Below are 26965 nucleotides of genomic sequence, written 5' to 3'. Positions count from 1 at the left end.
GATCACGTATAGATAGAAATTTCTTTTACTAAAAAAACGATTAACCTGCTCAGGTGTTAATTAACAAGAATATTGCATTAGATATGCGCGGTTGAACGGCATCATTGTCGGGAAAATAAACTCAGGGGAGTGCATAACTAATCGTTATGTTAGCGAGGGGCAAGCAGTATGCCCCGGCAGCATCAGATAACGACTTTCTCTTTGAATTCGCAAAGATCTTCGATAATGCAGGAACCGCAGCGCGGCTTTCTGGCTATACAGGTGTAGCGGCCATGAAGAATTAACCAGTGATGGCAATCGACTTTAAATTCACTGGGTACGACTTTCAGCAGCTTCTCTTCAACCTGCTCAACGTTCTTACCTGGGGCGAACTGGGTACGATTACAAACGCGAAAAATATGGGTGTCTACGGCAATAGTGGGCCAGCCAAAGGCGGTATTTAACACCACATTAGCCGTCTTTCGCCCAACCCCGGGCAGGGCTTCTAATGCGGCCCGGTCTTCAGGCACTTCACCATTATGCTGCTCCAGCAGAATGCGGCAGGTTTTAATCACGTTCTCCGCTTTGCTGTTAAACAAACCGATTGTCTTGATGTAGGACTTAACCCCTTCAACGCCAAGCTCCAGCATCGCGGCTGGCGTATTGGCGATGGGGTAGAGCTTAGCCGTCGCTTTATTGACGCTGACATCGGTGGCCTGCGCGGAGAGCAAGACTGAAATCAGCAGTTCGAACGGCGATGTAAAATTTAGCTCGGTTGTCGGATGCGGATTGTTCTCACGCAGGCGCGTCAGTATTTCCAGCCGTTTTGCTTTGTTCATTACACATTCCCTGTTTCACCGGCCGGACTGTCCGTGACAGACGCCTCGGCACGACGTTTCTTCATTTTCTCATCAATCAGATACTTAACAGCCAGCATCAGACCCAGGCCAATAAACGCGCCTGGTGGCAGCATGGCCAGCAGAAACGGCGTATCGGTATGAAAGATCTCAACGCGCAATACTTTGGCCCAGCTACCCAACAAACCGTCTGCGCCATCAAAGAGTGTACCGTTACCAATTATTTCACGTAGCGAGCCCAGAACAAACATGGCGCCAGTTGCGCCCATGCCGATGGAAAAACCATCGAGTGCGGATAGCGCAGGGCCTTTTTTGGCTGCGAAGGCTTCAGCGCGGCCAACAACAATACAGTTGGTCACAATCAGCGGGATAAAAATGCCCAGAGACTGATACAGGCCAAAAGCGTAGGCATTGATCAACATTTGCACCGCGCTCACCACGGAGGCGATGATCATGACATAAATCGGAATACGTATTTCAGGCGGTGTCCAGCGACGAAGGGCAGAAATCGTCAGGTTCGTCAGCGTCAGGACGAGCGTAGTCGCGAGTCCCAGGCCCAGCGCGTTAGTGGCGGTCGAGGTGACGGCCAACAGCGGACACATCCCGAGTAACTGCACAAGCGCGGAGTTATTTTTCCATAACCCTTGGACAATAACGTCTTTAATTTCGCTCATGGTTTATTCTCCACAGGCGCTAAGTTGAGGAAGTTGCGCGGGCAGCGTCTGCGCATACAAACCGGCGCGTTTTACTGCATTAACTACCGCACGTGGCGTAATGGTTGCGCCAGTAAACTGGTCAAAGTCGCCGCCGTCTTTTTTCACCGCCCAGTGAGCGTCGTTACCCGCAGCGATCGTTTTGCCGCTAAAGTGGGTGATCCAGTCGGACAGTCGCAGTTCGATTTTATCGCCCAGCCCTGGCGTTTCATGATGTTCGGTCACCCGCGTACCCAACACGGTACCCGAAAAATCGACACCAACCAGCAGTTGAATAGCCCCGGAATAACCATCTGGCGCCGTAGCTTCAAGAATTGCTGCAACGGGACGATCGTCCTGGCGGGCAATATACACTCGGTGAGTGCCTTTGCCCAACGCCTGCGTATCGACCAGATAACAACTTTCGGACAAATTATTATTGTAGCGATCGCCAGGCAGAACCTGATCGAACAGCGTTTTTTGCTGCAGCGCGGCCTGTTCATCAATGGTGGACTTGGTTAATTGATTGATTGCCGCGGTTAACCCCGTCGAGCCCGCTGCAAACAGCGCCAGAGTAATACCGTGTTTACGAATCGTTTTCAGCATAGGGAGTCCTTAGCGATGTCCGTACACGCGAGGGCGGGTGTAATAATCAATCAGGGGAACCGTGATATTTGCCAGCAATACGGCAAAAGCCACGCCATCAGGATAACCGCCAAAACTGCGAATCAACCACACTAACAGGCCCGCAAGTGCGCCAAAAATCAGGCGGCCACGGTTGGTTGTTGATGCTGTAACGGGATCGGTAAGAATAAAGAATGCACCCAGCATGGTCGCGCCGGAAAGTAGGTGCAACTGAGGCGAGGCCAGCGAATCTGGCGAGAAAATCCAGCCTAAAGTGGCACAAACGGCGAGCGACAGCAGGAAGCTAACCGGGATATGCCAGCGAATCGCTTTCTGCCATAGCAACACGACGCCGCCCGCCAGCCAGGCAAGGTTAACCCACTGCCAGCCAGCGCCTGCAAGCATCCCGCTGAAGATTGGGTATTGCATCACCTGCTCAACAGTACGTCCTGCATGCAGCGAAGTCTTAAAGGTATCGAGAGGCGTTGCCTGACTGATACCATCAATACCCATACGCAGCGTGTTCATATCCCCGCCGCTGGCGGTATGTCCGCTAAAGATAACGTTCAGGGCGTCAAAAAAACCAGGCACAGTCGCCGCAATTTCATGCGGCGGCAGCCAGCTTGTCATCTGTACCGGGAATGAGATAAGCAGCACCACGTAACCAATCATGGCGGGGTTAAACGGGTTCTGACCGAGGCCGCCATACAGCTGTTTAGCAATGATAACGGCGAATACCGTGCCTAAAACTACCATCCACCAGGGGGCGAGCGGGGGAATACTCACGGCCAGCAGTAACCCGGTGAGCAACGCGGAGTTGTCTTTTAAAATCGCGGCAATGGGTTGTTTGCGCAGTTTAAGCACGCCCGCTTCGGCGGCGATAGCGCTGATGGCGGCCAGAACTATCTGGAACAACGTACCCCAGCCAAAGAACCACAGCTGAGCGGCGATCCCCGGCAATGCAGCCAGTAATACCAGCATCATGATACGCGATGTCTGGCGCTGGTTATGGGTATAAGGGGAGCTTGCTATTCTGAATACCATTTATTCCTCGTTTACAACCTGCTGCTGGGCGGCTTTCTTTGCCTGAGCGCGTGCAATAGCGGCCGCGACGGCGGCTTTACGCGGATCCACCGGTTCGACTGTTTCCGTAACCGTCTGCTGCTCGAGCTTGCGAGCTTTGGCGCGGGCGATAGCCGCTTCCACGGCGGCTTTACGCGGATCCACCGGTTCTGCTGTTTCCGTTACGGTTTCCTGTTCAAGCTTGCGGGCTTTGGCGCGGGCGATAGCCGCTTCCACGGCGGCTTTACGCGGATCCATCGGTTCGGCTGTTTCCGTAACCGTCTGCTGCTCAAGCTTGCGGACTTTAGCACGAGCGATTGCAGCTTCCACTGCAGCTTTACGCGGATCGACCTCTGTGCTGCTGCCTCCTGTTTGGGGAGGGTTTTCCATCCGGGTTGCGCGAGCTTGCGCCTTACGCGCCTCGCGTGCGGCAATCACGGCACTATTGTCAGGTTTTACGCCAGCCTGAATGACTACCGGCTGCATTGCCTGAGCCTGCTTTTCTTTTACGCGAGCCAGCGCGGCGGCAATGGCATCATGATCTTTAGCCGCAGGCTGAACGGCAGCGCTTTTGTGACGTTCAAGACGTGCTGCTTTTTCACGTTCGAGTCGCGCCTGTCGGGCTTCAAATCGCGCTTTCGCTTCAGCGGCACGTTTTTCTTCCTGACTAATGGCATAAATCTCGGCTTTTTCCTGACGGAAATACTGAACCAGTGGAATATTGCTTGGGCATACCCAGGCGCAGGCACCGCATTCAATGCAGTCCGCGATATTGTGCGCCGTTGCTTTGTCGTGCTGCTGCCCTTTACTGAACCAATAAAGCTGTTGCGGCAGGAGATCGGCCGGACAGGCATCGGCGCATGCGCTACAGCGAATGCAGCCTTTCTCTTCCGGCGTTTCTCCCATTTCACTGGCAGAGGGCGCCAGAAGACAGTTGGTTATCTTCACCACCGGTACATCCAGCCAAGGCAGCGTAAAGCCCATCAGCGGCCCGCCCATAATCACCATCTGGTCGGCGGAAGGGCAAAAGCCCGCGTCGTTGAGCAGATGACGAACCGGCGTGCCTAAACGCGCCCAGACGTTGCCCGGACGGCTGACGGCTTCGCCGGTCAGCGTCACGACACGCTCGGTAATCGGTTCTCCGTCAATCACCGCACGTTTAATCGCGTAGGCGGTTCCAACGTTTTGCATCAGCACGCCGATATCTGAAGAGCGTCCCCCGTGGGGAACCTGCTTGCCGGTCAGGATTTGCGTTAACTGCTTGGCCCCGCCTGACGGGTACTTGGTGGGGATCACGCGTAAGCTGATATCGTGTGAATCAGCCAGCACCGCGCGCAGCATGGAAATTGCCTGTGGCTTGTTATCTTCAATGCCCAGTAGAATTTCGCGTGGCTGAAGAATATGCGCCAGGATGCGGATACCTTCGACGACCTGCGCCGCGCAGTCCTGCATCAGGCGGTCATCAGCCGTAATGTACGGCTCGCATTCAGCAGCGTTAATGATCAGCGTTTCAATTTTATCTCCGCCGCCCTGCAGCTTAACGCCGGTGGGAAAACCCGCGCCACCCAGTCCGGCGACGCCGAACTGGTGAATACGTGCGATCAGCTCTTCCCGGCTGCGGGAACGGTAATCGGCCCAGCCGTCTCGCTCAATCCAGCGATCTTCGCCATCGGCGTCAATAATAACGCTCAGCTCAGCTAATGCCGATGGATGTGCAGTAGAATGCGGCGCAATAGCAACAACGGTGCCTGACGTTGGCGCATGTACCGGAAGCATTTTACCACGCCCAAGGGTTAACGCCTGACCACGCAGCACGGTGTCGCCTACGTTTACGCACAGCTCACCCTCCGCGCCAATATGTTGTTTCAGCGGAATAACAAAGCGTGGCGCCAGCGGAACCTGTCGCAGCGGCGTACCGTTCGACTGGGTCTTCATTTCTGGTGGATGAATGCCGCCATCAAAGTCCCAGATTTTGTTTTTTCTGAATGCAGAGAATAACTTAAACATGTTGTTCCACGGGAATGATGCGCACAGGGATGGTGTTTAAATCCCATTTCCAGCTATCAGGTGTCTCGGCCACCGGGCGTAATTCGATACATTGCGTCGGGCACGGGTCAACGCACAGGTTGCACCCGGTGCAGAGATCGCTCATCACCGTGTGCATGGCGCGGGTCGCGCCCACGATCGCATCAACCGGGCAGGCCTGAATGCACTTTGTACAACCGATACAGTTATTTTCATCAATGACCGCCAGCATACGCACGGGGGTAACATCGTGTTCATCACCATCAATCGGCTGCGGGTCGACGTTCAGCAGGGCGGCAATTTTTAACATCACCGCTTCGCCACCGGGTGCGCAACGGTTGATTTTTTCGCCCTGGGAGCCGATCGCTTCAGCGTAAGGATGACAGCCCGGATAGCCGCATTGTCCACACTGGCTTTGCGGGAGAATTTCATCAATTTTCTCCACGACAGGATCATCTTCCACGGCAAAACGTCGTGAGGCATAACCCAAAATAGCGCCGAACGCCAGACCCAGTAGACTCACTGCGGCAACGGCAATCCAGATAGCATTCATTACAACTTCACCAAACCACTAAAGCCCATAAAGGCCAATGACATTAAACCAGCGGTAATCAGCGCAATCGCATTACCGCGAAACGGAGCAGGCACGTCCGCCACGGCGAGGCGTTCGCGGATGGCGGCGAACAGTACCATCACCAGTGAGAAGCCGACGGCGGCGGAAAAACCGTATAGCGCCGACTGTAAAAAGTTATGACCGAGGTTGATGTTCAGTAACGCCACGCCTAATACCGCGCAGTTAGTGGTGATCAGCGGTAGGAAGATCCCCAGCAGGCGGTAAAGTGCAGGGCTGGTTTTGCGTACAACCATCTCGGTAAATTGCACGACGACGGCGATGACCAGAATAAAAGCCAGCGTACGCAGATAGATGAGATTGAGTGGAATAAGGATCCAGGTGTCAATCAGCCATGCGCAGATGGATGCCAGTGTCATGACAAACGTCGTGGCAAGGCCCATACCCATTGCGGTTTCCAGTTTTTTGGAAACGCCCATAAACGGGCAGAGCCCCAGAAACTTGACCAGTACAAAGTTATTGACCAGTACAGTTCCGACAAACAGCAGCAGGTAATCAGTCATTTTTCGGCCTGAAATAAAAAAGCCGCCTATTATCTGACAATCTACAACAGGCGACAACAGGTTAACTGTAGGGTTATTACGGATTCACAAACGTCGATTTAACGCGTTGCGAGCGTTTGAAATAGGGCACCAGCAGTGCTGCAGCCAGCAATGGGAACAGCAGTTGGCGCACGGCAAAGGCGTCCGGAACCGGTGAAAACGCAAACGCTTTAATCGCCAGTAACACGGAGATCAGCAGCCATAGAATATAATGCTTAGGCACACAGGCTCTGCGTTTGAAAAACGCAATCGTCAGCCACAGCGTGTAATACCACATGGCAATCGCGGTAATAAAAGAGACGCCCCATAACAGCAAATTTGCCGTACTTTGCGCACCCAGCGTTTGGAAGGTTTGCGGTGTAGCCAGCGCAGTGACATAAAGTAATAACGCCAGCGAAGCGCTCAACAATGCGACTAACAGCCAGGCCAGTGGCCCAAGTAGCCAGCCCCCGATACGTTGTGCCGGTGTGGTAGTCATCTTTTCTCCAGGTTTACGCGCGCAATCAAACATGCCATTCATTTTGGGGCAATTATTATAAAGCTTTTAACGTTGAGCGCTACTTTCTTCTTTATTGCACGTAATGCCAGACTGATTTGGGTACCTGACCAACATCAAACAGACGACCTCCTGAGATAAGCTCGGCACGGCGATGGTCTGCAGCGCGATACATATTGATAATGTCGCTATCGTCGGTGAGCGTGTAGTTAAGATGGTCGAACAGTTTTTCCAGACTTTCGAGTGAACTGATTTTGCGGAATTTTAATAAGTAATCCTGAACAGTCATAAATGGAAATCCATATTAATAAAATAATACCAACGGAGTAGTAAATATAAATAATAAACAACATGCACAGGTAAAAGCGGATTGACGCGCAAATGTGAGAAGAGTGTTCATACCTGTGGAAAAGCAGGCGCTATGCGCACCTGCGGTAAGGGTAACGCGCTTCGCTACAGCAGGCAATATGCACCGGAGTGGGATGCGGCATTATTCTCTTTTTTTGACAAAATTCGATCTTTTGCAGCCAAACCCTGCCGTTACTCGATGTTAATTGCCGGGTTATAAGGGACTGCAGATGCTTATTTCTTCTGCACAGCAGCAACGGGCTCCGGTGGCTGGTAATTGTCAATATGATTGGCAACACCCAGCAGGATCACGGAGACGGTGAGAACAATCCAACCTGCTAATTCAATAAGACGATTCATTACTGATGACATTTGCTTTGATTTATCCATAAACACAGGCTGCAAATGTTACTAATCTCTCAATAATACAGCAAGATAATTGGGAACGATTTCTCCCTCTTTTTCGCTGCAAGTTAAGCATAAGTGGCATATGTTTGACTTAAGTTAATAAACAACCTTTGTAGCGCAATGGTTATTAAACTATTGAGACGTTGCAGGGTATGGTGTGAAATAGGTCAGTCCTGAATTGAGAGGCTATAACATGAGTGACAACATCCGCGTTGGGCTAATTGGCTATGGTTACGCCAGTAAAACCTTCCATGCCCCCCTGATTGTGGGCACACCGGGCCTCGAACTGGCTGCGGTTTCCAGTAGTGATGAAGCAAAAGTGAAGGCAGACTGGCCAACGGTGGCGGTTGTTGCTGAGCCTAAACACCTTTTTAACGATCCGAATATCGACCTGATTGTGATCCCCACGCCTAATGACACTCACTTCCCGTTAGCGAAGGCTGCGCTGGAAGCGGGCAAACATGTGGTTGTTGATAAGCCTTTCACCGTGACACTGTCACAAGCACGCGAACTGGATGCGTTGGCGCGTAGCCTTGGCCGCGTGCTGTCCGTTTTCCATAACCGCCGCTGGGACAGTGATTTTCTGACGTTGAAAGCCCTGCTGGCGGATGGCGTTTTGGGGGAGGTGGCGTATTTCGAATCCCATTTCGATCGATTCCGCCCGCAGGTTCGTGACCGCTGGCGTGAACAGGGGGGGCCGGGAAGCGGCATCTGGTATGATTTAGCACCGCATCTTCTGGATCAGGCGATTAACCTGTTTGGTTTGCCCGTCAGCATGACGGTAGACCTGGCTCAGCTTCGCCCAGGTGCGCAAGCGACGGATTACTTCCATGCCATCCTGACTTACCCGCAGCGTCGTGTGATTCTGCACGGCACCATGCTCGCTGCCGCTGAGTCGGCCCGTTATATCGTGCACGGATCGCGTGGCAGCTATGTGAAGTATGGTCTTGACCCGCAGGAAGAGCGTCTGAAAAATGGCGAGCGACTGCCTCAGGAAGACTGGGGTTACGACATGCGCGATGGCGTGTTGACGCGAATAGAAGGTGAAGAGCAGGTTGAAGAGACCTGGCTGACTGTACCGGGTAATTACCCGGCGTACTATGCTGGCATTCGTGATGCGCTAAATGGTCACGGTGAAAACCCGGTACCGGCGAGACAAGCTATTCAAATCATGGAGCTGATTGAGCTGGGTCTTGAATCGGCAAAACATCGCTCGACGCTGTGCCTTGCCTGATTAGGCAAATGCCGGATGGCGATGCTCAGCATCTCATCCGGCACTTTCACTGTTACGCTGCGGCGACTTTCTCGCGCAGGGCGCGTTTTTCTTCGTTACTCAGAAATGCCATTTCCAGGCCGTTGATTTGCGCCTGACGGATCTGTTCGCGCGTGAGTCCTGCTGCTGGCGCGGCAATGGTGTACTCGTGAATAATATCCATACCCTGTACCGCCGGATCGTCCGTATTCAAGCTGGCTAAAACGCCATGCTCAAGGAATGTTTTCAGCGGGTGGGTTGCCAGAGAGGCGACTGTGCTGGTCTGAATGTTCGATGTCAGGCAGGATTCGATGCCGATACGGTGTTCGGCGAGGTAATCCATCAACGCACGATCTTCAACGGCTTTAACGCCGTGACCAATACGTTCTGCGCCAAGCTCTTTAATGGCCTGCCAGATACTTTCTGGTCCCGCGGCTTCGCCCGCATGTACGGTAATACGCCAGCCGGCGTCGCGCGCCTGATTGAAATGCGACAGGAACAGACTGCCCGGGAAACCGAGTTCGTCACCAGCCAGATCCAGTGCCGTAATATGGTCACGGTGGGCTAACAGCGCATCCAGTTCCTGCAGGCAGGCGGCTTCGCCAAAGGTACGGCTCATAATGCCAATTAAGCGAGCTTCGACGCCAAAGGTCTTGCAGCCCTCGCGAACGCCGGCAATGACGGCTTCAACCACGCCCGCAACGGGGAGTTGATGCGCCATCGCCATATAGCCGGGTGAAAAACGTAATTCTACATAGTGCAGGCCGTTACGTGCTGCATCCTCAATATTCTCAAATGCCACGCGGCGACACGCATCCAGCGAGGCCAGTACCTTCACGCCCCAGTCGAGCTTGGATAAAAAGCTCACTAAATCCGGCTCAGTTGATGTGACTTGCACATGAGGGATCAGCGTTTCCAGCGTTTGTGCCGGAAGCGTTAAATTGAACTGACGACCCAGTTCCAGGATCGTTTGGGCACGGATGTTACCATCAAGGTGGCGATGGACGTCGGTCAGGGGGAGGGAAGTATCAATCATGGTCGCACTCGTGTATTTAGGTAAAGTGCGTCGTATTATATGAAAAAATCGGGATAAAAAGCTATGTTGCGCAATGAATAATTTCATTGCGCAAAATTAATTAGCGTACAGAACGGATGGCGTTAATCAGCCCCTGAACGCCTTTTTCAAGCTTGGATCTTGGGCATCCGGCATTGAGGCGTACAAAACCGCGACCTTCTTCTCCGTAGGTGTATCCCGGCATGATAGCGACTTTCTGCTGGTGGATGAGAACATCCTGCAAGGCATGGTCATCAATATTGAGCGGACGCAGGTCAATCCATGCCAGATAGGTGGATTGCGGAATCTGCCAGTTGAGTTCGGGGAATGCGGCATTAAGCTCACGCGCAACGTAATGCAGATTGCTGGCAAGATAATCGCGCAGCGCATCAAGCCAGCTTGCACCCTGTTGATAAGCGGCAATATGTGCGCTAAGCGCCAGCACCGCAGGCGAGGAAAGACCATCGCGGCCTTTTAACGCGCTGAGGTAATCGTTGCGGCTTTGAGCATCTTCAATGAGTCCGTAAGCCCCGGTTAATGCCGGAATATTAAAACTCTTTGAGCCGGAAGTGAGCAGTGCCCAACTGCCACGCGCGACGTTACTCCACGGGATGTGCGGCCGGTCTGACCATACCATATCCATATGAATCTCATCGGAGATAACTTTTACACCATGGCGCTGACACAGTTCCGCCATGGTTTCCAGCTCGTCGCGCGTCCACACTTTGCCCGTTGGGTTTTGTGGGCTGCAAAGCAGAAGAATTTTGCTTTCAGGTCGAGACAGGGCTTTCTCCAGCGCAACCATGTCACAAAACCAGCCGTCGGCGCGTTTTTCTAGTCCGACTGCGCACACCTGGCGCTGATTACCTTCAATCGCTTTGTAAAACGCATCGTACGCCGGAGTATGGATAACCACCGCATCGCCCACGGATGACCACTGGCGGATCAACTCCGACACCATATAGATGACCGAGGGGCCATATACCAGCGACTGAGGATCTATTTGAGTGTTATGCCGCGAAAGAAACCAGTGGCTTATCGCCGCCAGAAACTCATCGTTTTTCCAGCGGCTGTAACCCAACACGCCATGTGACAGGCGCTGAGTCAGCGCCTCCAGAATGCAAGGTGCGGTGGCAAAATCCATATCGGAGATGGTGAATGGCAGCAGGTCGGCTGAACCAAAACGGTCGGCAACGTAATCCCACTGAGTACACCAGGTACCGTGCCTGTCCACAACCTTTGAAAAATCAAACATATTGTTATCCTTAAGCCTGTACGGTGTTCATCAGAACCGCGATCTCGTCTTTCACTGACTGGACCTGCGGACCGATAACGACCTGAAGGTTATGCTGATTGAGTTGTACTACGCCAATGGCACGATTGTCCTTCAGAGCCTGTACGTTAACAAGCGACATATCTTTCACTGACAAGCGCAGACGGGTGATGCAATTATCCAGGCTGACAATGTTTTCTGCGCCGCCCAGCGCCGCCAGAATAGCAGGGACGTTATAACCTGATTTACCAGGCGCTCCGGCCATTACTTTTTCGATATTGCTGGCAATTTCGACTTCACGGCCCGGCGTCTTCAAATTGAAACGCGTGATGGCGAAGCGGAAGATCACGTAGTACACCGCAAACCAGATAGCCGCGACAACAGGGACCAGGTACCACTTGGTGGACAATCCGTGCAGGATGCCGAACACCACGAAGTCAATCAGGTTACCGTCAGTGTTACCGATAGTGACGCCAAGCACTGCCATCACGGTGAAGCCAAGACCGGTTAGCAGGGCGTGGATTACATACAGAACCGGAGCGACGAACAGGAATAAGAACTCGAGTGGTTCAGTTGTACCGCCGATGACACAGGCAATCAGACCAGAAATTAATAACCCTTTAATTTTATGACGATTTTCAGGGCGTGCGCAGTGGTACATGGCTAATGCCGCACCCGGTAAACCGCCGAGGAACGCCGGCATTTTACCCTGGGACAGGAAACGTGTTGCGCTTTCAGAGAAACCTTGCGTTGTCGGGCAGCTCAGTTGAGCCTGGAAAATAGTCAGTGCGCCGCTCACGCTATGGCCGCAGACTTCCTGTGTGCCGCCAGCTTCGGTGAAGCGAATGAGTGCCACCAGAATATGGTGCAGGCCAAAAGGCAGCAACAGACGCTCACCGGTACCAAACAGCATAGGACCAAATTCCCCCGCGCTATTGATGATGTGACCGAGTCCGGTAATGCCCATGGCGAAAACCGGCCAAATCAGGGGAATGACTAGCCCGACCAATCCCATCACCACCGAGGAGATGATAGGCACAAAGCGCGTACCACCGAAAAACGCCAGCGCATCCGGCAGACGAATGTTGTGGAAGCGTTCATGCAGCATCCAGACAATGATCCCGGCAATAACGGCACCGAGGATCCCGGTGTCGATCGACTGGATCCCCAGAATGTTTTGCACGTTGTTGGCTTTCAGGATCGCCGCATCTGTGGTGGGTAAGATACCTTTGGCGGTTAACCAGAAATTGACGGCGAGGTTCATGACCGCATAACCGACAAAACCGGCGAACGCCGCAACGCCTTTGTTCTCGCGCGCCAGGCCCAGAGGAATGGCAATACAGAACATGACTGGCAGGAAGCTAAACGCAAATGATCCAACTTTACTCATCCAGGTAAAGATGGCCTGCAGCAGCGGATTCCCCAACGCCGGGATCAGCGTTAAGACATCATGGCTGCTCAACGAGCTGCCGATCCCCAACATGATCCCGCAAAATGAGAGCAGCGCTACAGGCAGCATAAAGGTTTTGCCCAACTGCTGGAAAAATTCCCATAACGTTATTTTTGGTGTGGTTCTCGCCGTCATCAAACGACTCCTTGTAAAGGCTAGCTGACTAATGATGGCGAGAAGATAAAACGTTTTACCTAATTTTAGTGCGGTATAAATCACATTATCGAACGATAATAGGGGGTATAAATATAAGTGATTGATAAAACGTTTTATCTGTCACGTTATCAGGGAGTTTTCTGTTTTTATGGCTATAGCCAAAAAAATAACCATCCATGATGTTGCGCTGGCTGCGGGGGTTTCGGTCAGCACCGTCTCATTGGTGCTCAGTGGAAAAGGGCGAATTTCATCAGCGACTGGGGAGCGGGTGAATGCTGCTATTGAGCAACTGGGGTTTGTGCGTAACCGCCAGGCATCAGCGCTGCGCGGCGGGCAGAGCGGAGTAGTTGGTTTGATTGTACGCGATCTTTCAACGCCGTTTTACGCCGAGCTGACGGCGGGTCTGACGGAAGCGTTAGAAGCGCAGGGGCGCATGGTCTTCTTACTGCACGGCGGTAAAGATGGGGAGCAGCTGGCGCAGCGTTTCGCGATGTTACTCAACCAAGGGGTAGATGGCGTGGTCATTGCCGGGGCCGCTGGCAGCAGTGATGCGCTGCAACAGTTGGCCGCTGATAAAGGGATCCCGGTGGTATTTGCATCACGCGCCAGCTACATGGATGACGCAGACACCGTCAGGCCCGATAACATGCAGGCTGCACAGTTACTGGTTGAACATCTTATCCGCCACGGACACCAGCGTATTGCCTGGCTGGGCGGGCAGAGTTCTTCATTGACTCGCGCAGAGCGCGTCGGCGGTTATTGTGCAACGTTACTAAAATATGGTTTACCGTTTCATAGCGACTGGGTGTTGGAGTGCTCATCCAGCCAGAAGCAGGCCGCAGAAGAGGTAACGGCGCTGTTACGCCGCAATCCCACGATCAGCGCGGTGGTGTGCTACAACGAAATAATCGCCATAGGCGCCTGGTTTGGCCTGATGAGAGCAGGACGTCAGAGTGGTGAAATTGGTGTCGATCGCTATTTCGAACAGCAAATATCGTTGGCCGGATTCGCTGATGTGGCGGAAAACGCGTTGGACGATATCCCGATTACCTGGGCCTGTTCGCCCGCGCGTGAAATGGGATACACCCTTGCTGAACGTATGCTACAACGCATTGCCCACGATGAAGGTCATTCACGCAATCTGACGCTTTCCGCTCGTCTGGTGGCGGCGAAATAAAAAAGCCCGATAAACACTGTTATCGGGCCTGTCACTGACGAGTGATTATTGTTGCGGGATGGCAGGGGCATCCGGCTGTGTAAGAGAAGGCATACCGAACATACCAACAAACTCATCCAGCGGCATTTTTTGTCCGTTCAGCGTCACCTGGCCGTTTGCGTATTGCAGGCTGGTGCCGATAACGTTGTCCTGCAAAGTCGTAATGCGGAACATCTGCCCCATCGCCGCCAGGCCATTAACCTGTTGCTTCGCCAGACCAGCCGCTTCTTCCTGCTGATATCCTTCCAGTTTGGCAATTTGCGTCATGAACTCAGTCGCCATATCGACAGGGATGGTCAGTTTCGCATCCAGCGATTTGACGGAACGATCCACTTCCTGGGCCAGCGTTTGCGGCTCCACCGTGTTTGCTGTCGGATCTTTTAGCAGCAGTGACAGATTAAATGTGGTTTCACCTTTTGCATTCTTCCAGCTCAGTGGAGCAATGGTGACAACCGGTTCGCCTTTCATCAGAATCGGTAGCGCATTAAAGAAGGCTTCGGTGACTTTCTGCTGATAAAGCTCAGGATTTTGGACCACATCAATCTGCGCCATCAGCGCTTTGGTTTGGGCGCTGTACTGCTGGCTGAACTGGTGCAGCGCTTCACCGTCAATCTGACCAACTTTCAACGTCAGCTTACCGCTCCCCATATCCTGGCCCTGCAATTTAAGGCTGTTCAGGGTGTAATCCAACTGGCTGTTGACGGTTTTGCCATCGTTAATCAGATCGGATTTGCCATCGATACCCATGCCTTCCAGCACCGCCAGCTCTTTGCCCTCGACTGAAATCGACAGTTTTTCGAGGGACAATTTCTGATCGCCGATGCGCTCACCAAAGCTTGCGATACTGCTGGAACCTTCAGTTTTCAGGTTATTGAAAGTAACTTGTACTTTCTGATCATACTCATTGACGGCATTGACCAGGCCACTTTGCGCCTCGCCAGTCAGCGACACCGCATTACCATCCTTATCTGCCGTAAACTGGAACTCCCCGCCACTAAAGGCCACTTTTTCGTCGCCTTTCTCGTAGTTCAGCGGTTTGAGGGAGAGATCGGAACGGGTATCCCCACTGTAGCCAATACGGGAATTAATGATGAATGGCGTCTCACCTTTGGCAATATCAAACAGCGGTTTCGTCACGTCGTTATTGACCAGCGTCGTTTTCACGGAGGCCATTGCCGGAACAAGATTCAGTGATTTCAGCTGAGCCAGCGGGAAAGGGCCGTGATCCACGGTTTCATTCAGGACGATGCTTTGTCCCGGTTTCAGCCAGGAATCTGCCTGACCGGCGACAGGTTTCACCACCAACTGCAGTTGGCTATTGAACACGCCGCGCTGGTAGTTTTGATAACTCAGTTCAATGCCCGCCTCTGGGGAGTAGCGTTTTAACTGATCGTTTGCCTGCGTCACCATCTCGGCGAGATGCGTTTCGAGTTTCTTTCCTGTGTACCAGGCGCCGCCCGTCCAGACGATACCCAGTGCAACCACCACACCCGCAGCTACCAGCGATTTTTTCATTTTGATATCCATAAAATAAAACCAGGCGTTTGAAGACGCCTGGAGGAGTGACATGTCTTTAACTCACTACAGCTTAGCAAGAGTTGTTAAAAATATCAGTATCTTGCTACAGCTTGTTATAAACCCGAGCTAAACGGCCCGTGCCGCTGACGTTTACCGGCGATTCATTCGCGCTAATAAAGGCCGACTCACCCGGCTGCAGCACCAGACGCTGCTCGCCCTTGCTCAGCACAGCTTCACCTTCGATGCAGAACAAAATGGCCGCACTTTGCTGGCTGATATCTGCGCCATTGGCGGTCAGTTCATGTAAGGAGAACGCGAAATCGTCGACCGGAATGGGGAAGTCCAGTTCGCTGTCAGTCTTAACTGGCGTGGTCAGCAGTTGATTGGCTGGCTTGGCGACAAACTTAACGTTGGCGACCAGCTCCGGGATATCAATGTATTTTGGCGTCAGTCCGGCGCGCAGCACGTTGTCCGAGTTAGCCATTACCTCCAGCGCCACACCTTGCAGGTAGGCGTGTGGGGTTTCGGCAAATAAGAACATCGCTTCGCCAGGATTGAGCTTCACCACATTGAGCAGCAGCGGGGAGAAGAGCCCGCTGTCATTCGGATAGAAATCGGCGATCAGGCGAATGGTTTGCCACGGTTCACCCTGCTGGCTGTTCAGCGCCGATTTCAGGATCGCCAGCGCATGGGATTTCTCCTCATCCTGCATATTCAGCAAGCTGGCGAAAAGATAGCTCAGACGTTCCGCACTCGGTTCCTGCAGGAAATGCGCAATAGCCGGATGCGCGGCGGACACCGGTTGTAACAATGCGACAATGTCAGAGAACTCGCGGAATGCGTTCATCGCCAGGAACGGTGTCAAAGCAAAAACCAGTTCCGGTTTGTGGTTAGGATCTTTGTAATTGCGCTCGGCGGCATCCATCGGGATCCCCGCCGCGTTTTCTTTGGCAAATCCGATTTCAGAGTTGTGCTTGTTAGGATGAACCTGAATCGAAAGAGGTTGCGCGGCGCACAGCACTTTAAACAGGAAAGGCAGTTCACCAAAGCGTTTCGCAACAGCATCGCCTAACAGTGCGGATTTATCGTGTTCGATGACATCACGCAGAGCGACCGTCTGGCCGTCAGCGTTCAGAACCTGCGAACTGCTTTTCGGATGCGCGCCCATCCACAGCTCAGCCATCGGTTGCTGAGTGGGGTTGGCAATCCCATAAAGTTCCGTTAACGCAGTTTTACTTCCCCAGGCGTAGTTCTGCACTGAGTTGATGAGTTTTTGCATTCTCAAGCCCTGTTTCAATGTGGAATTTTCTACGGCTATTAAACCAAGAAACCCTGAGCGAAGTAACCTGCACATGTAAAAAGTCGTACTTGTCTCAGTTTTTGTTAAAAAATTGTGTAGGATATGGTGACTCGCTTTTAATACCCTGAGTAATTCCGGTTGCAGAAAGCCTTTCCTTCTACAACCCGACCTGCGGCAGGGAAGCAGGGCAATGGAACATCTGCCCAGAGAATAACCAGACCGAGCAGTAAGTGAGAGCACAATGTCAAACAAACCCTTTCATTATCAGCATCCTTTCCCCCTCAAAAAGGATGATACCGAATACTATCTGCTGACCAGCGACCATGTCTCCGTTGCCGAATTTGAAGGGCAGGAGATCGTTAAAGTCGCGCCGCAAGCCTTAACGCTGCTGGCTCGTCAGGCCTTCCATGATGCATCGTTTATGCTGCGTCCAGCGCATCAGCAGCAGGTGGCCGACATTCTGCGTGACCCGGAGGCCAGCGAAAACGACAAATATGTGGCCCTGCAATTCCTGCGGAATTCTGATATTGCGGCAAAAGGTATTTTGCCGACCTGTCAGGACACCGGCACCGCGATTATCGTGGGTAAAAAAGGTCAGCGCGTCTGGACCGGCGGCGGGGATGAAGCTGCGCTGGCGCGCGGTGTGTATAACACCTACATCGAAGACAACCTGCGCTATTCACAAAACGCCGCGCTGGATATGTATAAAGAGGTGAACACCGGTACCAACCTGCCGGCACAGATAGATTTGTATACCGTCGATGGCGATGAATACAAATTCCTGTGTATTGCCAAAGGCGGTGGTTCGGCGAACAAAACCTATCTGTACCAGGAGACCAAAGCGCTGCTCACGCCGGGCAAATTAAAAAATTACCTGGTTGAGAAAATGCGAACGCTGGGAACAGCGGCCTGTCCGCCGTATCACATTGCGTTTGTTATCGGTGGAACGTCAGCGGAAGCCACGCTGAAAACGGTGAAACTGGCGTCGGCTAAATATTACGATGAGCTGCCGACCGAAGGTAACGAACATGGTCAGGCATTCCACGATGTAGAGCTGGAAAAAGAGCTGCTGATTGAGGCACAGAATTTGGGGCTGGGCGCGCAGTTCGGCGGGAAGTATTTCGCTCATGATATCCGCGTGATCCGCCTGCCGCGTCACGGTGCGTCGTGTCCGGTTGGTATGGGCGTTTCTTGCTCAGCCGATCGAAATATCAAAGCTAAGATCAACCGTGAAGGTATCTGGATCGAAAAACTGGAGCATAATCCAGGCAAATTTATACCAGAAGAGTTGCGCCAGGCGGGAGAAGGCGAAGCGGTACGCGTTGACCTCAATCGTCCGATGAAAGAGATCCTGGCCCAGTTGTCGCAGTACCCGGTTTCTACACGTCTGTCGCTTAACGGTACCATCATTGTTGGCCGTGATATTGCGCATGCGAAACTGAAAGAACGTCTGGATAACGGCGAAAGTTTGCCGCAGTATGTTAAAGATCATCCGATCTATTACGCTGGCCCGGCAAAAACGCCGGAAGGCTATGCCTCTGGTTCGCTTGGACCAACCACGGCAGGGCGTATGGATTCGTATGTTGACCAGCTTCAGTCCGCAGGTGGCAGCATGATCATGCTGGCGAAAGGCAACCGCAGCCAGCAGGTGACCGATGCCTGTCATAAGCATGGCGGCTTCTACTTAGGCAGTATCGGCGGCCCGGCAGCGGTGCTGGCCCAGGGCAGTATCAAGAGTCTGGAGTGTGTGGAATACCCTGAACTGGGGATGGAAGCCATCTGGAAAATTGAAGTGGAAGATTTCCCGGCGTTTATCCTGGTGGATGACAAAGGCAACGATTTCTTCAAGCAGATTCAGACGTCGCAGTGCGCACGCTGCGTTAAGTAACGTCAGCCGCCCTTCGGGGCGGTTTTTTTTACCGCACGAACCACCAAACGACAGATTAATCCTCGTTAATACTCATAAGACCAATGCAAATGGGCAATGTCGAAACATAACCTAATCAATTGTTAATGTAAGGAGCAGGTAATGGTAACGGTACGCCGCGAGAATGATTCAATGGGGGCGATTGATGTTCCAGCCGATAAGCTTTGGGGCGCGCAAACCCAACGTTCGCTGGAGCATTTTCGTATCTCTACGGAGAAAATGCCGGTCTCGCTGATCCATGCGCTGGCGCTGACGAAACGCGCCGCAGCAAAGGTTAACCAGGATCTCGGGCTGCTGGCGGAGGATAAAGCCAGGGCTATTATGCAGGCCGCAGATGAGGTGTTGGCGGATAAACACCGCGATGAGTTTCCGCTGGCCATCTGGCAAACCGGGTCAGGTACGCAAAGCAATATGAACATGAACGAGGTGCTGGCAAACCGGGCCAGCGAGTTGCTGGGCGGCGTGCGGGGGATGGAACGGAAAGTTCACCCCAACGATGATGTTAATAAAAGCCAAAGCTCGAATGATGTGTTCCCGACCGCAATGCACGTTGCCGCGCTGCTGGCACTGCGTAACTCACTGATCCCGCAGTTAAATGTGTTAACCAAAACGCTCAGTGATAAATCACACGCTTTCGCGGATATCGTCAAAATTGGTCGTACACATCTGCAAGATGCAACCCCGCTTACGCTCGGCCAGGAGATTTCCGGCTGGGTGGCAATGCTTGAACATAACCTCAGACACATTGAAAACAGCTTACCCCACGTGGCGGAACTGGCGCTGGGGGGAACCGCGGTAGGGACCGGACTGAACACACATCCGGAATATGCCCGTCGGGTCGCGGATGAATTGCGGGACATTACCTATGCGCCGTTCGTTACCGCACCGAATAAATTTGAAGCGCTAGCCACCTGCGATGCTCTGGTTCACGCCCACGGCGCGCTAAAAGGGCTGGCGGCATCGCTGATGAAAATCGCCAACGATGTGCGCTGGCTGGCATCCGGTCCGCGTTGCGGGATTGGTGAAATTTCGATTCCTGAAAATGAACCGGGCAGCTCCATTATGCCGGGTAAGGTCAATCCTACCCAGTGTGAAGCGCTGACCATGCTTTGCTGTCAGGTAATGGGCAACGATGTCGCCATCAACATGGGCGGAGCGTCAGGTAATTTTGAGCTCAACGTTTACCGACCAATGGTCATCCACAATTTCCTGCAGTCGGTGCGTCTGCTGGCTGACGGTATGGAAAGCTTTAACGAGCACTGCGCGACAGGAATCGAGCCTAATCGTGAACGAATCGATCAACTGCTCAACGAGTCGCTAATGCTGGTGACCGCGCTCAATACCCATATCGGTTATGATAAAGCCGCTGAAATTGCCAAAAAGGCGCACAAAGAGGGGCTGACGTTAAAAGCTTCCGCCCTGGCGCTGGGGTATCTAACCGAAGCGGAGTTTGACAGCTGGGTACGCCCGGAACTGATGGTTGGCAGTATGCGGTCAGGCAGTTAATCCGCAACGTACAGGTGCAGCCGGGGAATAATCAATCTCAACGGCTGCGCCTGAGGTTTAAAACGATGCTGAACATTGTCGGCATCATAATTCAGTAACTCGCCGATATCTGGTACGGTCATGCCGTTTTCATTGTTGATCAACGCGATCAAGGGCGTCGGGCAGGCATATTGCACCTGCTTTTGTTCTCCTTTGTACCAGACGCGGGCGATGGGCTGCACTTTTACCGGCCGTTTAATCTTCAGGCGCGCCTGCTGGCCCAGGGCGGCGACATCCTGATATTCCCGTTCAAGCTTCGCCTGCCACTCTTCCCGCGTCCAGGGATGTACGCTGCGCGGCGACGTCAGGCTTTTTTCCAGTTGTTGTAGTACTTCATCGCGTTTCAGATTTTTAATAATGTGTTTGTTGGCCCAGCCAAATCGCAGGGTGGCAGGCTCTCTGACAAGGGTGAGCGTACGATAGGCATTCAGCGTAATCAGTCCCGGCAGGTGGCGATGCACCCATTCGAAACGCGCTGCCGGTGCCAGCCCTGATTCCACCGTGACAATGCGCTCGAAGGTGGTTTTTAGCTGGTTAATACGCTGTATTTGCTCTTCCAGAGCGCGCTGAGCTGCGTTATCTACCTGGTAACACAGTACGCCTGGCAGGCGGACGGCCGCTTTGCTGCTACGATTCTCGGACTGTTGCTGGATAAACAGATGACGATAGTGGCGTAGCGCCAGCGTTTCAGCCTCTTTACCTAAATGTTGCTTAACATCAATGTTCTGCAGTGGGGCATGCTCTGCCTCTTTGGCCACTTCCGGTAACGAGAAGACGCGCGCAATCAGCAGCGTCTGCTGCAACAGATTGTCGTTCAGAAGCGCCAGCTCTTGCTCCATCTGGCGGAAGGTGCCGTTCAGGCGGTCGACGAGATCGTAACGGGCCATAGATTTACCATTTTAGTTACAACATACTTTTTTATAGCACAACCTACACCATTTGACCACCGAGCCGAATGGGTCAGGCAGCTGAAATTTCAGGAATGTTATGCCAGACGGGCCAACTGAAACAAAAGCGGGCGCCGCCGAGTTCACTTTCATCACAAACGACCGTACCGCCCATAGCCAATGCGATCGAGTGAACAATGGCTAGCCCAAGCCCGCAACCACCGGTCGCCCGGTCACGGCTGGGGTCAAGGCGTACAAACGGTTCAAAAACCTGTTCGCGGGCGTCTGGAGCAATACCGGGACCGTCATCCTCCACAACCAGCGTTGCCTGATTGCCATTCAATAACAGGCTCGCTTGCACCGTAGACTGGCAATAGCGTAGGGCGTTATTCAGTAGATTATCCAGTACGCGCTCCATCAGGCGCATATCCAGCGCGCCGTAGTCGCCAATATTAAGATGGCGTAAGCGCACCGCACGCTCAGGATTTACGCTTTGCACATCCTCCAGATGGGTTGTCAGCCAAACGGCCAGGTCTGGTACGCTGAGCTTCAGTTCATTTTGCGGGCGGTCCAGCCGGGCATAGGTCAGTAATTCTTCGATTAACCCTTCCAGTTGACCAATATCGCGATTCAGCGCCTGGGATTCCTGCGCGGTGAGGTTATCACTCATTTCCAGCCGGTAACGTAAGCGTACCAGTGGGGTACGAAGCTCATGGGCAATGCCATCGATAAGTTGTTTCTTACTGGCGATTAGCGCATTGATATTGTCTGCCATCTGGTTAAACGCGATACCCAATCGCTCAAAGCTGGAACCGCTGTCAAAATGGAGGCGTTCGCCCAGATGTCCTTCCCCAAAACGCTGTGCAGCAGCTTCCAGTCGTAGCATTTCCTGCCAGTGCGGACGCATCCAGATAAGTACCGGAAAGGCCAGTGAGATAGCAATAAACGCCATCAACGCGATGTCCAGCAAGCGCATTTGATGAAGAAAATAGAGATAGGGAAGCGGGCCGACGGCCAGCACGTAATGGCTGCGTGGGATCCGTTGAATAAATGTGTACTGATCGTCAAGCGCCACGATATCGCCTTCGCGCAAACGTTGCATTGTTTGAACGTCCAGCGTGTACTTATTTAGCGGTTCAACGCGCAGGTCAAAGGAGAGGTTCAAATCCATCTCCTTCAGCGTTTTACCCCAGTCACGTGGCGGGATCTCGCGAAGCTCGCTGCGCATCAGGTATAACGAGCTTTTCATTAAATCGTCGAGCGATTGTCTGCCTGCGCGCTCTGCGGTGAATTTATAGACCAGGCCGACCAGCAGGGTCATCACCAGAAAGCAGACAAACAGCAGGAGATAAAACTGTACAAACAGCTTCTTCATAAAAAATCACCGAATACATAATATAATGCTCACCGATACTCTCAAAATTGCTGTGATATAAAAATATGAATTTCAATCGCTGTTGTTATTTACTACTCATTTTCACGGCGTTAGGCTGCATTTTCACCTCGCATCCCTTTGTTATATGGTTTTTGCTCGCCAACATACTGACGTTGGCAATGTACGGTGCGGATAAAATGGCAGCGCGCAGGGCCTGGCGCCGAGTACCGGAGTCCACTTTGCTGCTGTTTGGCGTTGTTGGCGGGTGGGGTGGCGCGATAGCCGCTCAACAACTCTTTCGCCATAAAACACAAAAACAGCCATTCAAAACCTACTTTATTATCAGTGTGATAGTTAATGTGTCTGTCATCGGAGCGGCCTATCATTTCTATCCCATTTCATCCTGGTGAACGTCAGTGACAGGCAGCCTGCTTACTTGAGACAGGAAACGTACTTTTCACCTGAGCGCTGCACGATGTCATCGGCATTTTTCGTTATGTCTTTCCCTTCAAACGCGCCATAGAGTTGCTTAAATTTCACCGTACTCAGGCGGTGGGTAATGTCGCTGACCGTTGCGGCTGGCAGTGGCAACATATTGGGGTAGCTCCACATAAAGGAGACGGCATGCGCCCCAGGGGTGACCTGAACGATATCGCCGGAAAGCACCACGCCTTCATCTCGCGCCCAGTGCAGAACGCAGCCGCCAGCAAAGTGTCCGCCGAGGCGTATCACACTGACGTCGCGTGTTAGTTCCAGGGTGTCGCCATCCCAAAATTTAATCCACGGGCTGTCGCGCATTACCCACTTGCAGTCGTTGGCATGGAGATAAATGGGAGCGTTAAATTCGTCAGCCCAGTCTTGCATGGTGGTGTAGTAATGAGGATGCGAAATCGCGATGGCCTTAAGCCCGCCCAGGGACGTTATAAGCATTTTTGTGGCGTCGTCGAGCGTGGCAATGCAGTCCCATAAAATATTGCCTTCTGGAGTACGCAGAATAAACGCCCGTTGATCAATTGCAAAACCAGGAACGGTGCGGATGCTGAGGAGGGTGCTGTCATGTTGCCGCCACTTATTTGTGTGCGAAGCACAAAGTGCGGAAAAATCGACCCATTCCTGCCCGGTCGCGGGGACATACTGACGTTCGTCCTGGCAGATATCGCAATGTTCAGGAAGGGCGTCTGCCACCTCATAGGATGTTCCACAGGCTTTGCATAACGTGATCATCGTGTCTTCCTCTATTGAAAAAACACAGTCAGCATGGCACACCGATACGCAAGGGTGTGGTCTTTCGTGCTCTACACGATAAGCCAGGAATGGTGGGCGTGGGTCGTTGTGGCCCAACCAGCAGAAAGCAGGAATAATGTCTACACCGTCCCTGTCGAGGGTCATTTCCGGCGAAAAATGAGGATAATGTTTGGAAAATAGTCTGTTCAACACCTGGCTCAGCCATTGGGGACTTACTCCTGATGGCCAACCGCTTGAGACGCACACATCACAGCTTTTGCCCGTGGTGACCAAAGATGGTCAGAAAGCCATACTCAAACTCACCGACGATGACAGTGAACGAAACGGCTGCGAACTAATGGTCTGGTGGAACGGGAATGGTGCTGCGAAAGTGCTTGCTCATGCAGCAGGGGCGATGCTGTTAGAACGTGCAACAGGGGCGGGGTCTTTAGCGGACATGTCCTGGTCCGGCAATGATGCGCAGGCCTGTCGCATTATTTGCCATGCAGCCAGTCGACTCCATCTCCCCCGGAATGCGTCAACGCCTGCGTTAACACCGCTACTTTATTGGTTTCGCGATCTGGCTCCTGCCGCGAAAAAGCATGGCGGCATCCTGACGCATTGTGCAGAGGTGGCAAACGTATTGCTCTCCTCTCCCCTGAATGAAGTCGTATTGCACGGTGACTTACACCACGGCAATATTCTTGATTTCGGAACGAAAGGATGGCTGGCTATCGATCCTAAAGGGCTGGTGGGTGAGCGTGGCTTTGATTACGCCAATATTTTTACTAATCCCGATCTTGCCGATCCCACCAAACCTGTCGCCATTGAGCCAGAAAGATTCGCACAACGGGTAAATATTGTGTCTGAAATCGCGAGGATTGAACGGCAACGTTTGCTGATGTGGATTATTGCCTGGTGTGGGTTGTCGTCTGCCTGGTTTCTGCAAGAAGGCGACTGCGCCACGATACCCCTGCGCATCGCAGAGTTAGCGAGCGCGGAACTCGCTTTTGGGGGTAATCAATTTTGATCTACGACACTGGGCTGGTAATTCTTTAGAGTTATCATTAGCCTGGTAAATGTTTTATTAATCAATCAGTGAACGGCGGTGTGGTGTGTTTTTTAGCGCAAATTTGACAGGCTGTGAGCAATGAACGCATTGTTTTTATTATTAAAAAAACGCCCGAACATTATTTTGTTGATGGTCTTACTCATCGGGGCAAACATCGTGGCGTGGCTATGGGCTTTCACCGCGTTTAGCAACAACACGTCGTTACTGGCGCTTAGTTTGATCGCGTGGTGCTATGGTTTGCGCCATGCTGTTGATGCCGATCATATCGCCGCGATTGATAGCGCTACGCGTAAACTCATGCAGCAGAAAAAACGCGCCCTGACGACGGGAGCCTGGTTTTCCCTTGGGCATTCCACCATTGTGGTACTGGCAAGCATTGGCATTGCGTTGACCACCAGCGTGTTTAAGCAACACATGGCATGGTTTCAGAATGTCGGCGGTCTGATAGGCACCACGGTCTCTGCCGTATTTCTGCTGATTCTGGCTACCATTAATCTCGTTATATTCTGTCATGTCTGGAAGGCTTTTCGTCATCTAAAACGCACGGGTACTTACGATGGCACCACAGAGGAAATGACAGTTTCAGGCCCGCTGAACTGGCTTTTCCGCTCGGCGTTTCGGCTGGTAGGCAAAGACTGGCATATGTATTTTGTCGGCTTTTTGTTTGGCCTGGGTTTTGATACCGCTACTGAAATTTCTCTGCTCGGAATTTCTGCTTCAAGCGCGTCCAGTGGCATGTCGGTGTGGTCAATTCTCGTGTTCCCGGCGCTGTTTACCTGCGGCATGGCGCTGATTGACTGCCTGGACAGTATCCTGATGGTTGAGGCCTACGGATGGGCATTCAATAAGCCGCAGCGTAAGCTCTATTACAATATGACCATCACCGGGACCTCGGTAATTGTTGCGCTTTTTATTGGCGGGCTGGAGGCGCTGGGGCTTCTCTCTGACGCATTTTCGCTCCAGGGAGGTTTGTGGGATACCGTCAGCGAGTTGAGTGACCATATGGGGAATGTCGGGTTTGCGATTATTGGCGTCTTTATCGGCTGCTGGATTATTTCTGCAATAAATTACCGTTGGAAAAAATACGACGGGCTGACGTTTAGTTGACACAAAAGAAAGCCTTCCGTGAAAGGGAAGGCTTGGATCTTACCTGAGGGCTGACTAATTCGCGGTGATGATACACACCATCTTCATCACCCAAATCTGGGTGATATTATAAGTGACGGTGTAACGTATAATGGTCGGCCCGATGGGATTACATTTGAGGTTCATCGTCCCAGGCGTGCGGTGCGAACAGATAACCTTTGTTGCGCACCGTTTTGATTCGATAGGGTTCAGTCGCGTTATCGAGCAGTTTTTTGCGTAACCGGGAAATCGCGACATCAACGCTGCGATCCATGCCGTCATAACTTACGCCGCGCAGGTTCTTCAGCAGCGCATCGCGGTCCATAATTTGCCCGGCATGGGTTGCCAGCTCCCACAGTAATTCAAAATCTGCGGTGGAGAGTGAGACTTGCTCGCCGCCGAGCAGCACCGAACGATTGGTTGGGTCGATAGTGAGTGTGCCAAAGCGCAGCGTTGTGTGCGGCGTGATGGTTGCCGCCTGAATGCCTTTAGACTGGACTGAGTGTTCATTCTGGCGCAGATGCAGACGCAGGCGAGCAAGCAGTACAGCTGGCGGCGTTGTCTTCAGAATATAGTCACAGGCACCCATTTCCAGCGCCAGAATATGGTTCATATCGCTGTCCAGCGAGGTGAGCAGGACAATTGGACCCTGCCAGCGTCCGCGCAAATCGCGGCAGATAGTCATCCCATCTTTGCCCGGCAGCATGATATCTAATAACACCAAATCGGGTTGAACTTGCAGGATTTTCTCCTCGGCCAAATCACCTCGAGGCTCAACGATAACCTCAATATCATGCCGGGCCAGATAGGCTGCAATCAGCGAGCCAACTTCGGGATCATCTTCAACAAATACGATGGTGTTCATATCATTCATTTTGAATATAAAACGCCAACATACACCGCCCCGGTTTTTCCTTCCATTAATCT

26 protein-coding genes are annotated in these 26965 nt (G+C 52.5%); 7 read left to right on the top strand and 19 right to left on the bottom strand.

Annotated elements, in window-relative coordinates; genetic code table 11:
* Positions 1-182: 182 nt before the first annotated feature.
* From nth to blr, 10 genes are all read right to left on the bottom strand, one after another.
* The gene (gene nth, locus HV345_RS12740; protein ID WP_181635634.1) at positions 183-818 is read right to left on the bottom strand and encodes an endonuclease III; all 636 of its coding nucleotides are present in this window, start codon (positions 816-818) and stop codon (positions 183-185) included.
* Positions 818-1510, bottom strand: a complete 693-nt coding sequence (locus HV345_RS12735) for an electron transport complex subunit E (RefSeq protein ID WP_181635633.1) — start codon at positions 1508-1510, stop codon at positions 818-820. The genes nth and HV345_RS12735 overlap by 1 nt, the downstream gene beginning before the upstream one ends.
* Before the next feature lie 3 nt (positions 1511-1513).
* Complete coding sequence (rsxG, locus tag HV345_RS12730; protein ID WP_181635632.1) at positions 1514-2134, bottom strand: electron transport complex subunit RsxG; 621 nt, start codon at positions 2132-2134, stop codon at positions 1514-1516.
* A gap of 9 nt (positions 2135-2143) precedes the next feature.
* The gene (gene rsxD / locus HV345_RS12725; RefSeq protein ID WP_181635631.1) at positions 2144-3196 is read right to left on the bottom strand and encodes an electron transport complex subunit RsxD; all 1053 of its coding nucleotides are present in this window, start codon (positions 3194-3196) and stop codon (positions 2144-2146) included.
* Positions 3197-5221, bottom strand: coding sequence for an electron transport complex subunit RsxC (rsxC, locus tag HV345_RS12720; RefSeq protein WP_181635630.1), 2025 nt, complete (start codon positions 5219-5221; stop codon positions 3197-3199). It abuts the gene before it with no gap.
* Positions 5214-5792: an electron transport complex subunit RsxB gene (rsxB, locus tag HV345_RS12715; RefSeq protein WP_006684670.1), complete on the bottom strand. Its 579-nt coding sequence runs from the start codon at positions 5790-5792 to the stop codon at positions 5214-5216. Before rsxB ends, rsxC begins: the two co-directional genes overlap by 8 nt.
* On the bottom strand, positions 5792-6373 hold the full coding sequence (gene rsxA, locus HV345_RS12710; RefSeq protein ID WP_003029144.1) for an electron transport complex subunit RsxA: 582 nt from the start codon (positions 6371-6373) through the stop codon (positions 5792-5794). The genes rsxB and rsxA overlap by 1 nt, the downstream gene beginning before the upstream one ends.
* A gap of 76 nt (positions 6374-6449) precedes the next feature.
* Positions 6450-6890, bottom strand: a complete 441-nt coding sequence (locus HV345_RS12705; protein WP_016153009.1) for a DUF2569 domain-containing protein — start codon at positions 6888-6890, stop codon at positions 6450-6452.
* A gap of 91 nt (positions 6891-6981) precedes the next feature.
* On the bottom strand, positions 6982-7197 hold the full coding sequence (gene ydgT, locus HV345_RS12700; RefSeq protein WP_003832804.1) for a transcription modulator YdgT: 216 nt from the start codon (positions 7195-7197) through the stop codon (positions 6982-6984).
* Between the two features lie 293 nt (positions 7198-7490).
* Positions 7491-7616, bottom strand: a complete 126-nt coding sequence (gene blr / locus HV345_RS12695) for a division septum protein Blr (protein WP_019076739.1) — start codon at positions 7614-7616, stop codon at positions 7491-7493.
* A 241-nt stretch (positions 7617-7857) separates the two neighbouring features.
* Here blr and HV345_RS12690 point away from each other — a divergent pair, with 241 nt between their 5' ends.
* The gene (locus HV345_RS12690) at positions 7858-8898 is read left to right on the top strand and encodes an oxidoreductase (RefSeq protein ID WP_016153010.1); all 1041 of its coding nucleotides are present in this window, start codon (positions 7858-7860) and stop codon (positions 8896-8898) included.
* Between the two features lie 52 nt (positions 8899-8950).
* On the opposite strand, the gene add is transcribed toward HV345_RS12690, so the two are convergent.
* The 3 genes from add to malX all read right to left on the bottom strand — a co-directional run bounded on the left by add (position 8951) and on the right by malX (position 12828).
* The gene (gene add / locus HV345_RS12685) at positions 8951-9952 is read right to left on the bottom strand and encodes an adenosine deaminase (RefSeq protein WP_181635629.1); all 1002 of its coding nucleotides are present in this window, start codon (positions 9950-9952) and stop codon (positions 8951-8953) included.
* 100 nt (positions 9953-10052) lie between these two features.
* Positions 10053-11225 (bottom strand): MalY/PatB family protein, encoded by a 1173-nt coding sequence (locus tag HV345_RS12680; RefSeq protein ID WP_103766272.1) that lies wholly within the window; start codon positions 11223-11225, stop codon positions 10053-10055.
* A gap of 10 nt (positions 11226-11235) precedes the next feature.
* The gene (gene malX, locus HV345_RS12675) at positions 11236-12828 is read right to left on the bottom strand and encodes a maltose/glucose-specific PTS transporter subunit IIBC (RefSeq protein WP_075848264.1); all 1593 of its coding nucleotides are present in this window, start codon (positions 12826-12828) and stop codon (positions 11236-11238) included.
* 169 nt (positions 12829-12997) lie between these two features.
* On the opposite strand from malX, the gene HV345_RS12670 reads away from it, so the two are divergent.
* Positions 12998-14026: a Mal regulon transcriptional regulator MalI gene (locus HV345_RS12670; RefSeq protein ID WP_016153014.1), complete on the top strand. Its 1029-nt coding sequence runs from the start codon at positions 12998-13000 to the stop codon at positions 14024-14026.
* A 45-nt stretch (positions 14027-14071) separates the two neighbouring features.
* Here the strand turns inward: HV345_RS12670 and HV345_RS12665 are convergent, their stop codons facing one another.
* Complete coding sequence (locus HV345_RS12665; protein ID WP_029139531.1) at positions 14072-15580, bottom strand: YdgA family protein; 1509 nt, start codon at positions 15578-15580, stop codon at positions 14072-14074.
* A gap of 106 nt (positions 15581-15686) precedes the next feature.
* Positions 15687-16862 (bottom strand): mannose-6-phosphate isomerase, encoded by a 1176-nt coding sequence (gene manA, locus HV345_RS12660; protein ID WP_019076743.1) that lies wholly within the window; start codon positions 16860-16862, stop codon positions 15687-15689.
* A 262-nt stretch (positions 16863-17124) separates the two neighbouring features.
* On the opposite strand from manA, the gene fumB reads away from it, so the two are divergent.
* Both fumB and fumC read left to right on the top strand, forming a co-directional pair.
* Positions 17125-18771 (top strand): class I fumarate hydratase, encoded by a 1647-nt coding sequence (fumB, locus tag HV345_RS12655; protein ID WP_181635628.1) that lies wholly within the window; start codon positions 17125-17127, stop codon positions 18769-18771.
* A 141-nt stretch (positions 18772-18912) separates the two neighbouring features.
* Positions 18913-20316 carry a class II fumarate hydratase gene (gene fumC, locus HV345_RS12650; RefSeq protein WP_181635627.1) on the top strand — a complete coding sequence of 468 codons (1404 nt, stop codon included), beginning with the start codon at positions 18913-18915 and terminating at the stop codon, positions 20314-20316.
* Here fumC and tus read toward each other — a convergent pair.
* Both tus and rstB read right to left on the bottom strand, forming a co-directional pair.
* The gene (gene tus / locus HV345_RS12645; RefSeq protein WP_047500512.1) at positions 20313-21242 is read right to left on the bottom strand and encodes a DNA replication terminus site-binding protein; all 930 of its coding nucleotides are present in this window, start codon (positions 21240-21242) and stop codon (positions 20313-20315) included. The genes fumC and tus overlap by 4 nt on opposite strands.
* Before the next feature lie 73 nt (positions 21243-21315).
* Positions 21316-22617, bottom strand: coding sequence for a two-component system sensor histidine kinase RstB (gene rstB, locus HV345_RS12640; protein WP_016153020.1), 1302 nt, complete (start codon positions 22615-22617; stop codon positions 21316-21318).
* A gap of 65 nt (positions 22618-22682) precedes the next feature.
* Between rstB and HV345_RS12635 the strand changes: the two genes are divergently transcribed.
* Positions 22683-23027: a DUF1294 domain-containing protein gene (locus tag HV345_RS12635; protein WP_149381836.1), complete on the top strand. Its 345-nt coding sequence runs from the start codon at positions 22683-22685 to the stop codon at positions 23025-23027.
* A 22-nt stretch (positions 23028-23049) separates the two neighbouring features.
* Here HV345_RS12635 and HV345_RS12630 read toward each other — a convergent pair whose 3' ends face one another.
* On the bottom strand, positions 23050-23841 hold the full coding sequence (locus HV345_RS12630) for an MBL fold metallo-hydrolase (protein WP_181635626.1): 792 nt from the start codon (positions 23839-23841) through the stop codon (positions 23050-23052).
* Positions 23842-24031: 190 nt separating this feature from the next.
* On the opposite strand from HV345_RS12630, the gene HV345_RS12625 reads away from it, so the two are divergent.
* Positions 24032-24871 (top strand): aminoglycoside phosphotransferase family protein, encoded by an 840-nt coding sequence (locus tag HV345_RS12625; RefSeq protein ID WP_181635625.1) that lies wholly within the window; start codon positions 24032-24034, stop codon positions 24869-24871.
* 120 nt (positions 24872-24991) lie between these two features.
* Positions 24992-26020 carry a HoxN/HupN/NixA family nickel/cobalt transporter gene (locus HV345_RS12620; RefSeq protein WP_019076749.1) on the top strand — a complete coding sequence of 343 codons (1029 nt, stop codon included), beginning with the start codon at positions 24992-24994 and terminating at the stop codon, positions 26018-26020.
* Positions 26021-26168: 148 nt separating this feature from the next.
* On the opposite strand, the gene rstA is transcribed toward HV345_RS12620, so the two are convergent.
* The gene (rstA, locus tag HV345_RS12615; RefSeq protein ID WP_016153025.1) at positions 26169-26912 is read right to left on the bottom strand and encodes a two-component system response regulator RstA; all 744 of its coding nucleotides are present in this window, start codon (positions 26910-26912) and stop codon (positions 26169-26171) included.
* Positions 26913-26965 lie beyond the last annotated feature (53 nt).

The organism is Citrobacter sp. RHBSTW-00986, from assembly GCF_013783065.1.
GTDB lineage: Bacteria > Pseudomonadota > Gammaproteobacteria > Enterobacterales > Enterobacteriaceae > Citrobacter > Citrobacter braakii.
Note: the sequence above shows the minus strand (reverse complement) of the source record. Positions and strands in the feature narration are given on the sequence as shown.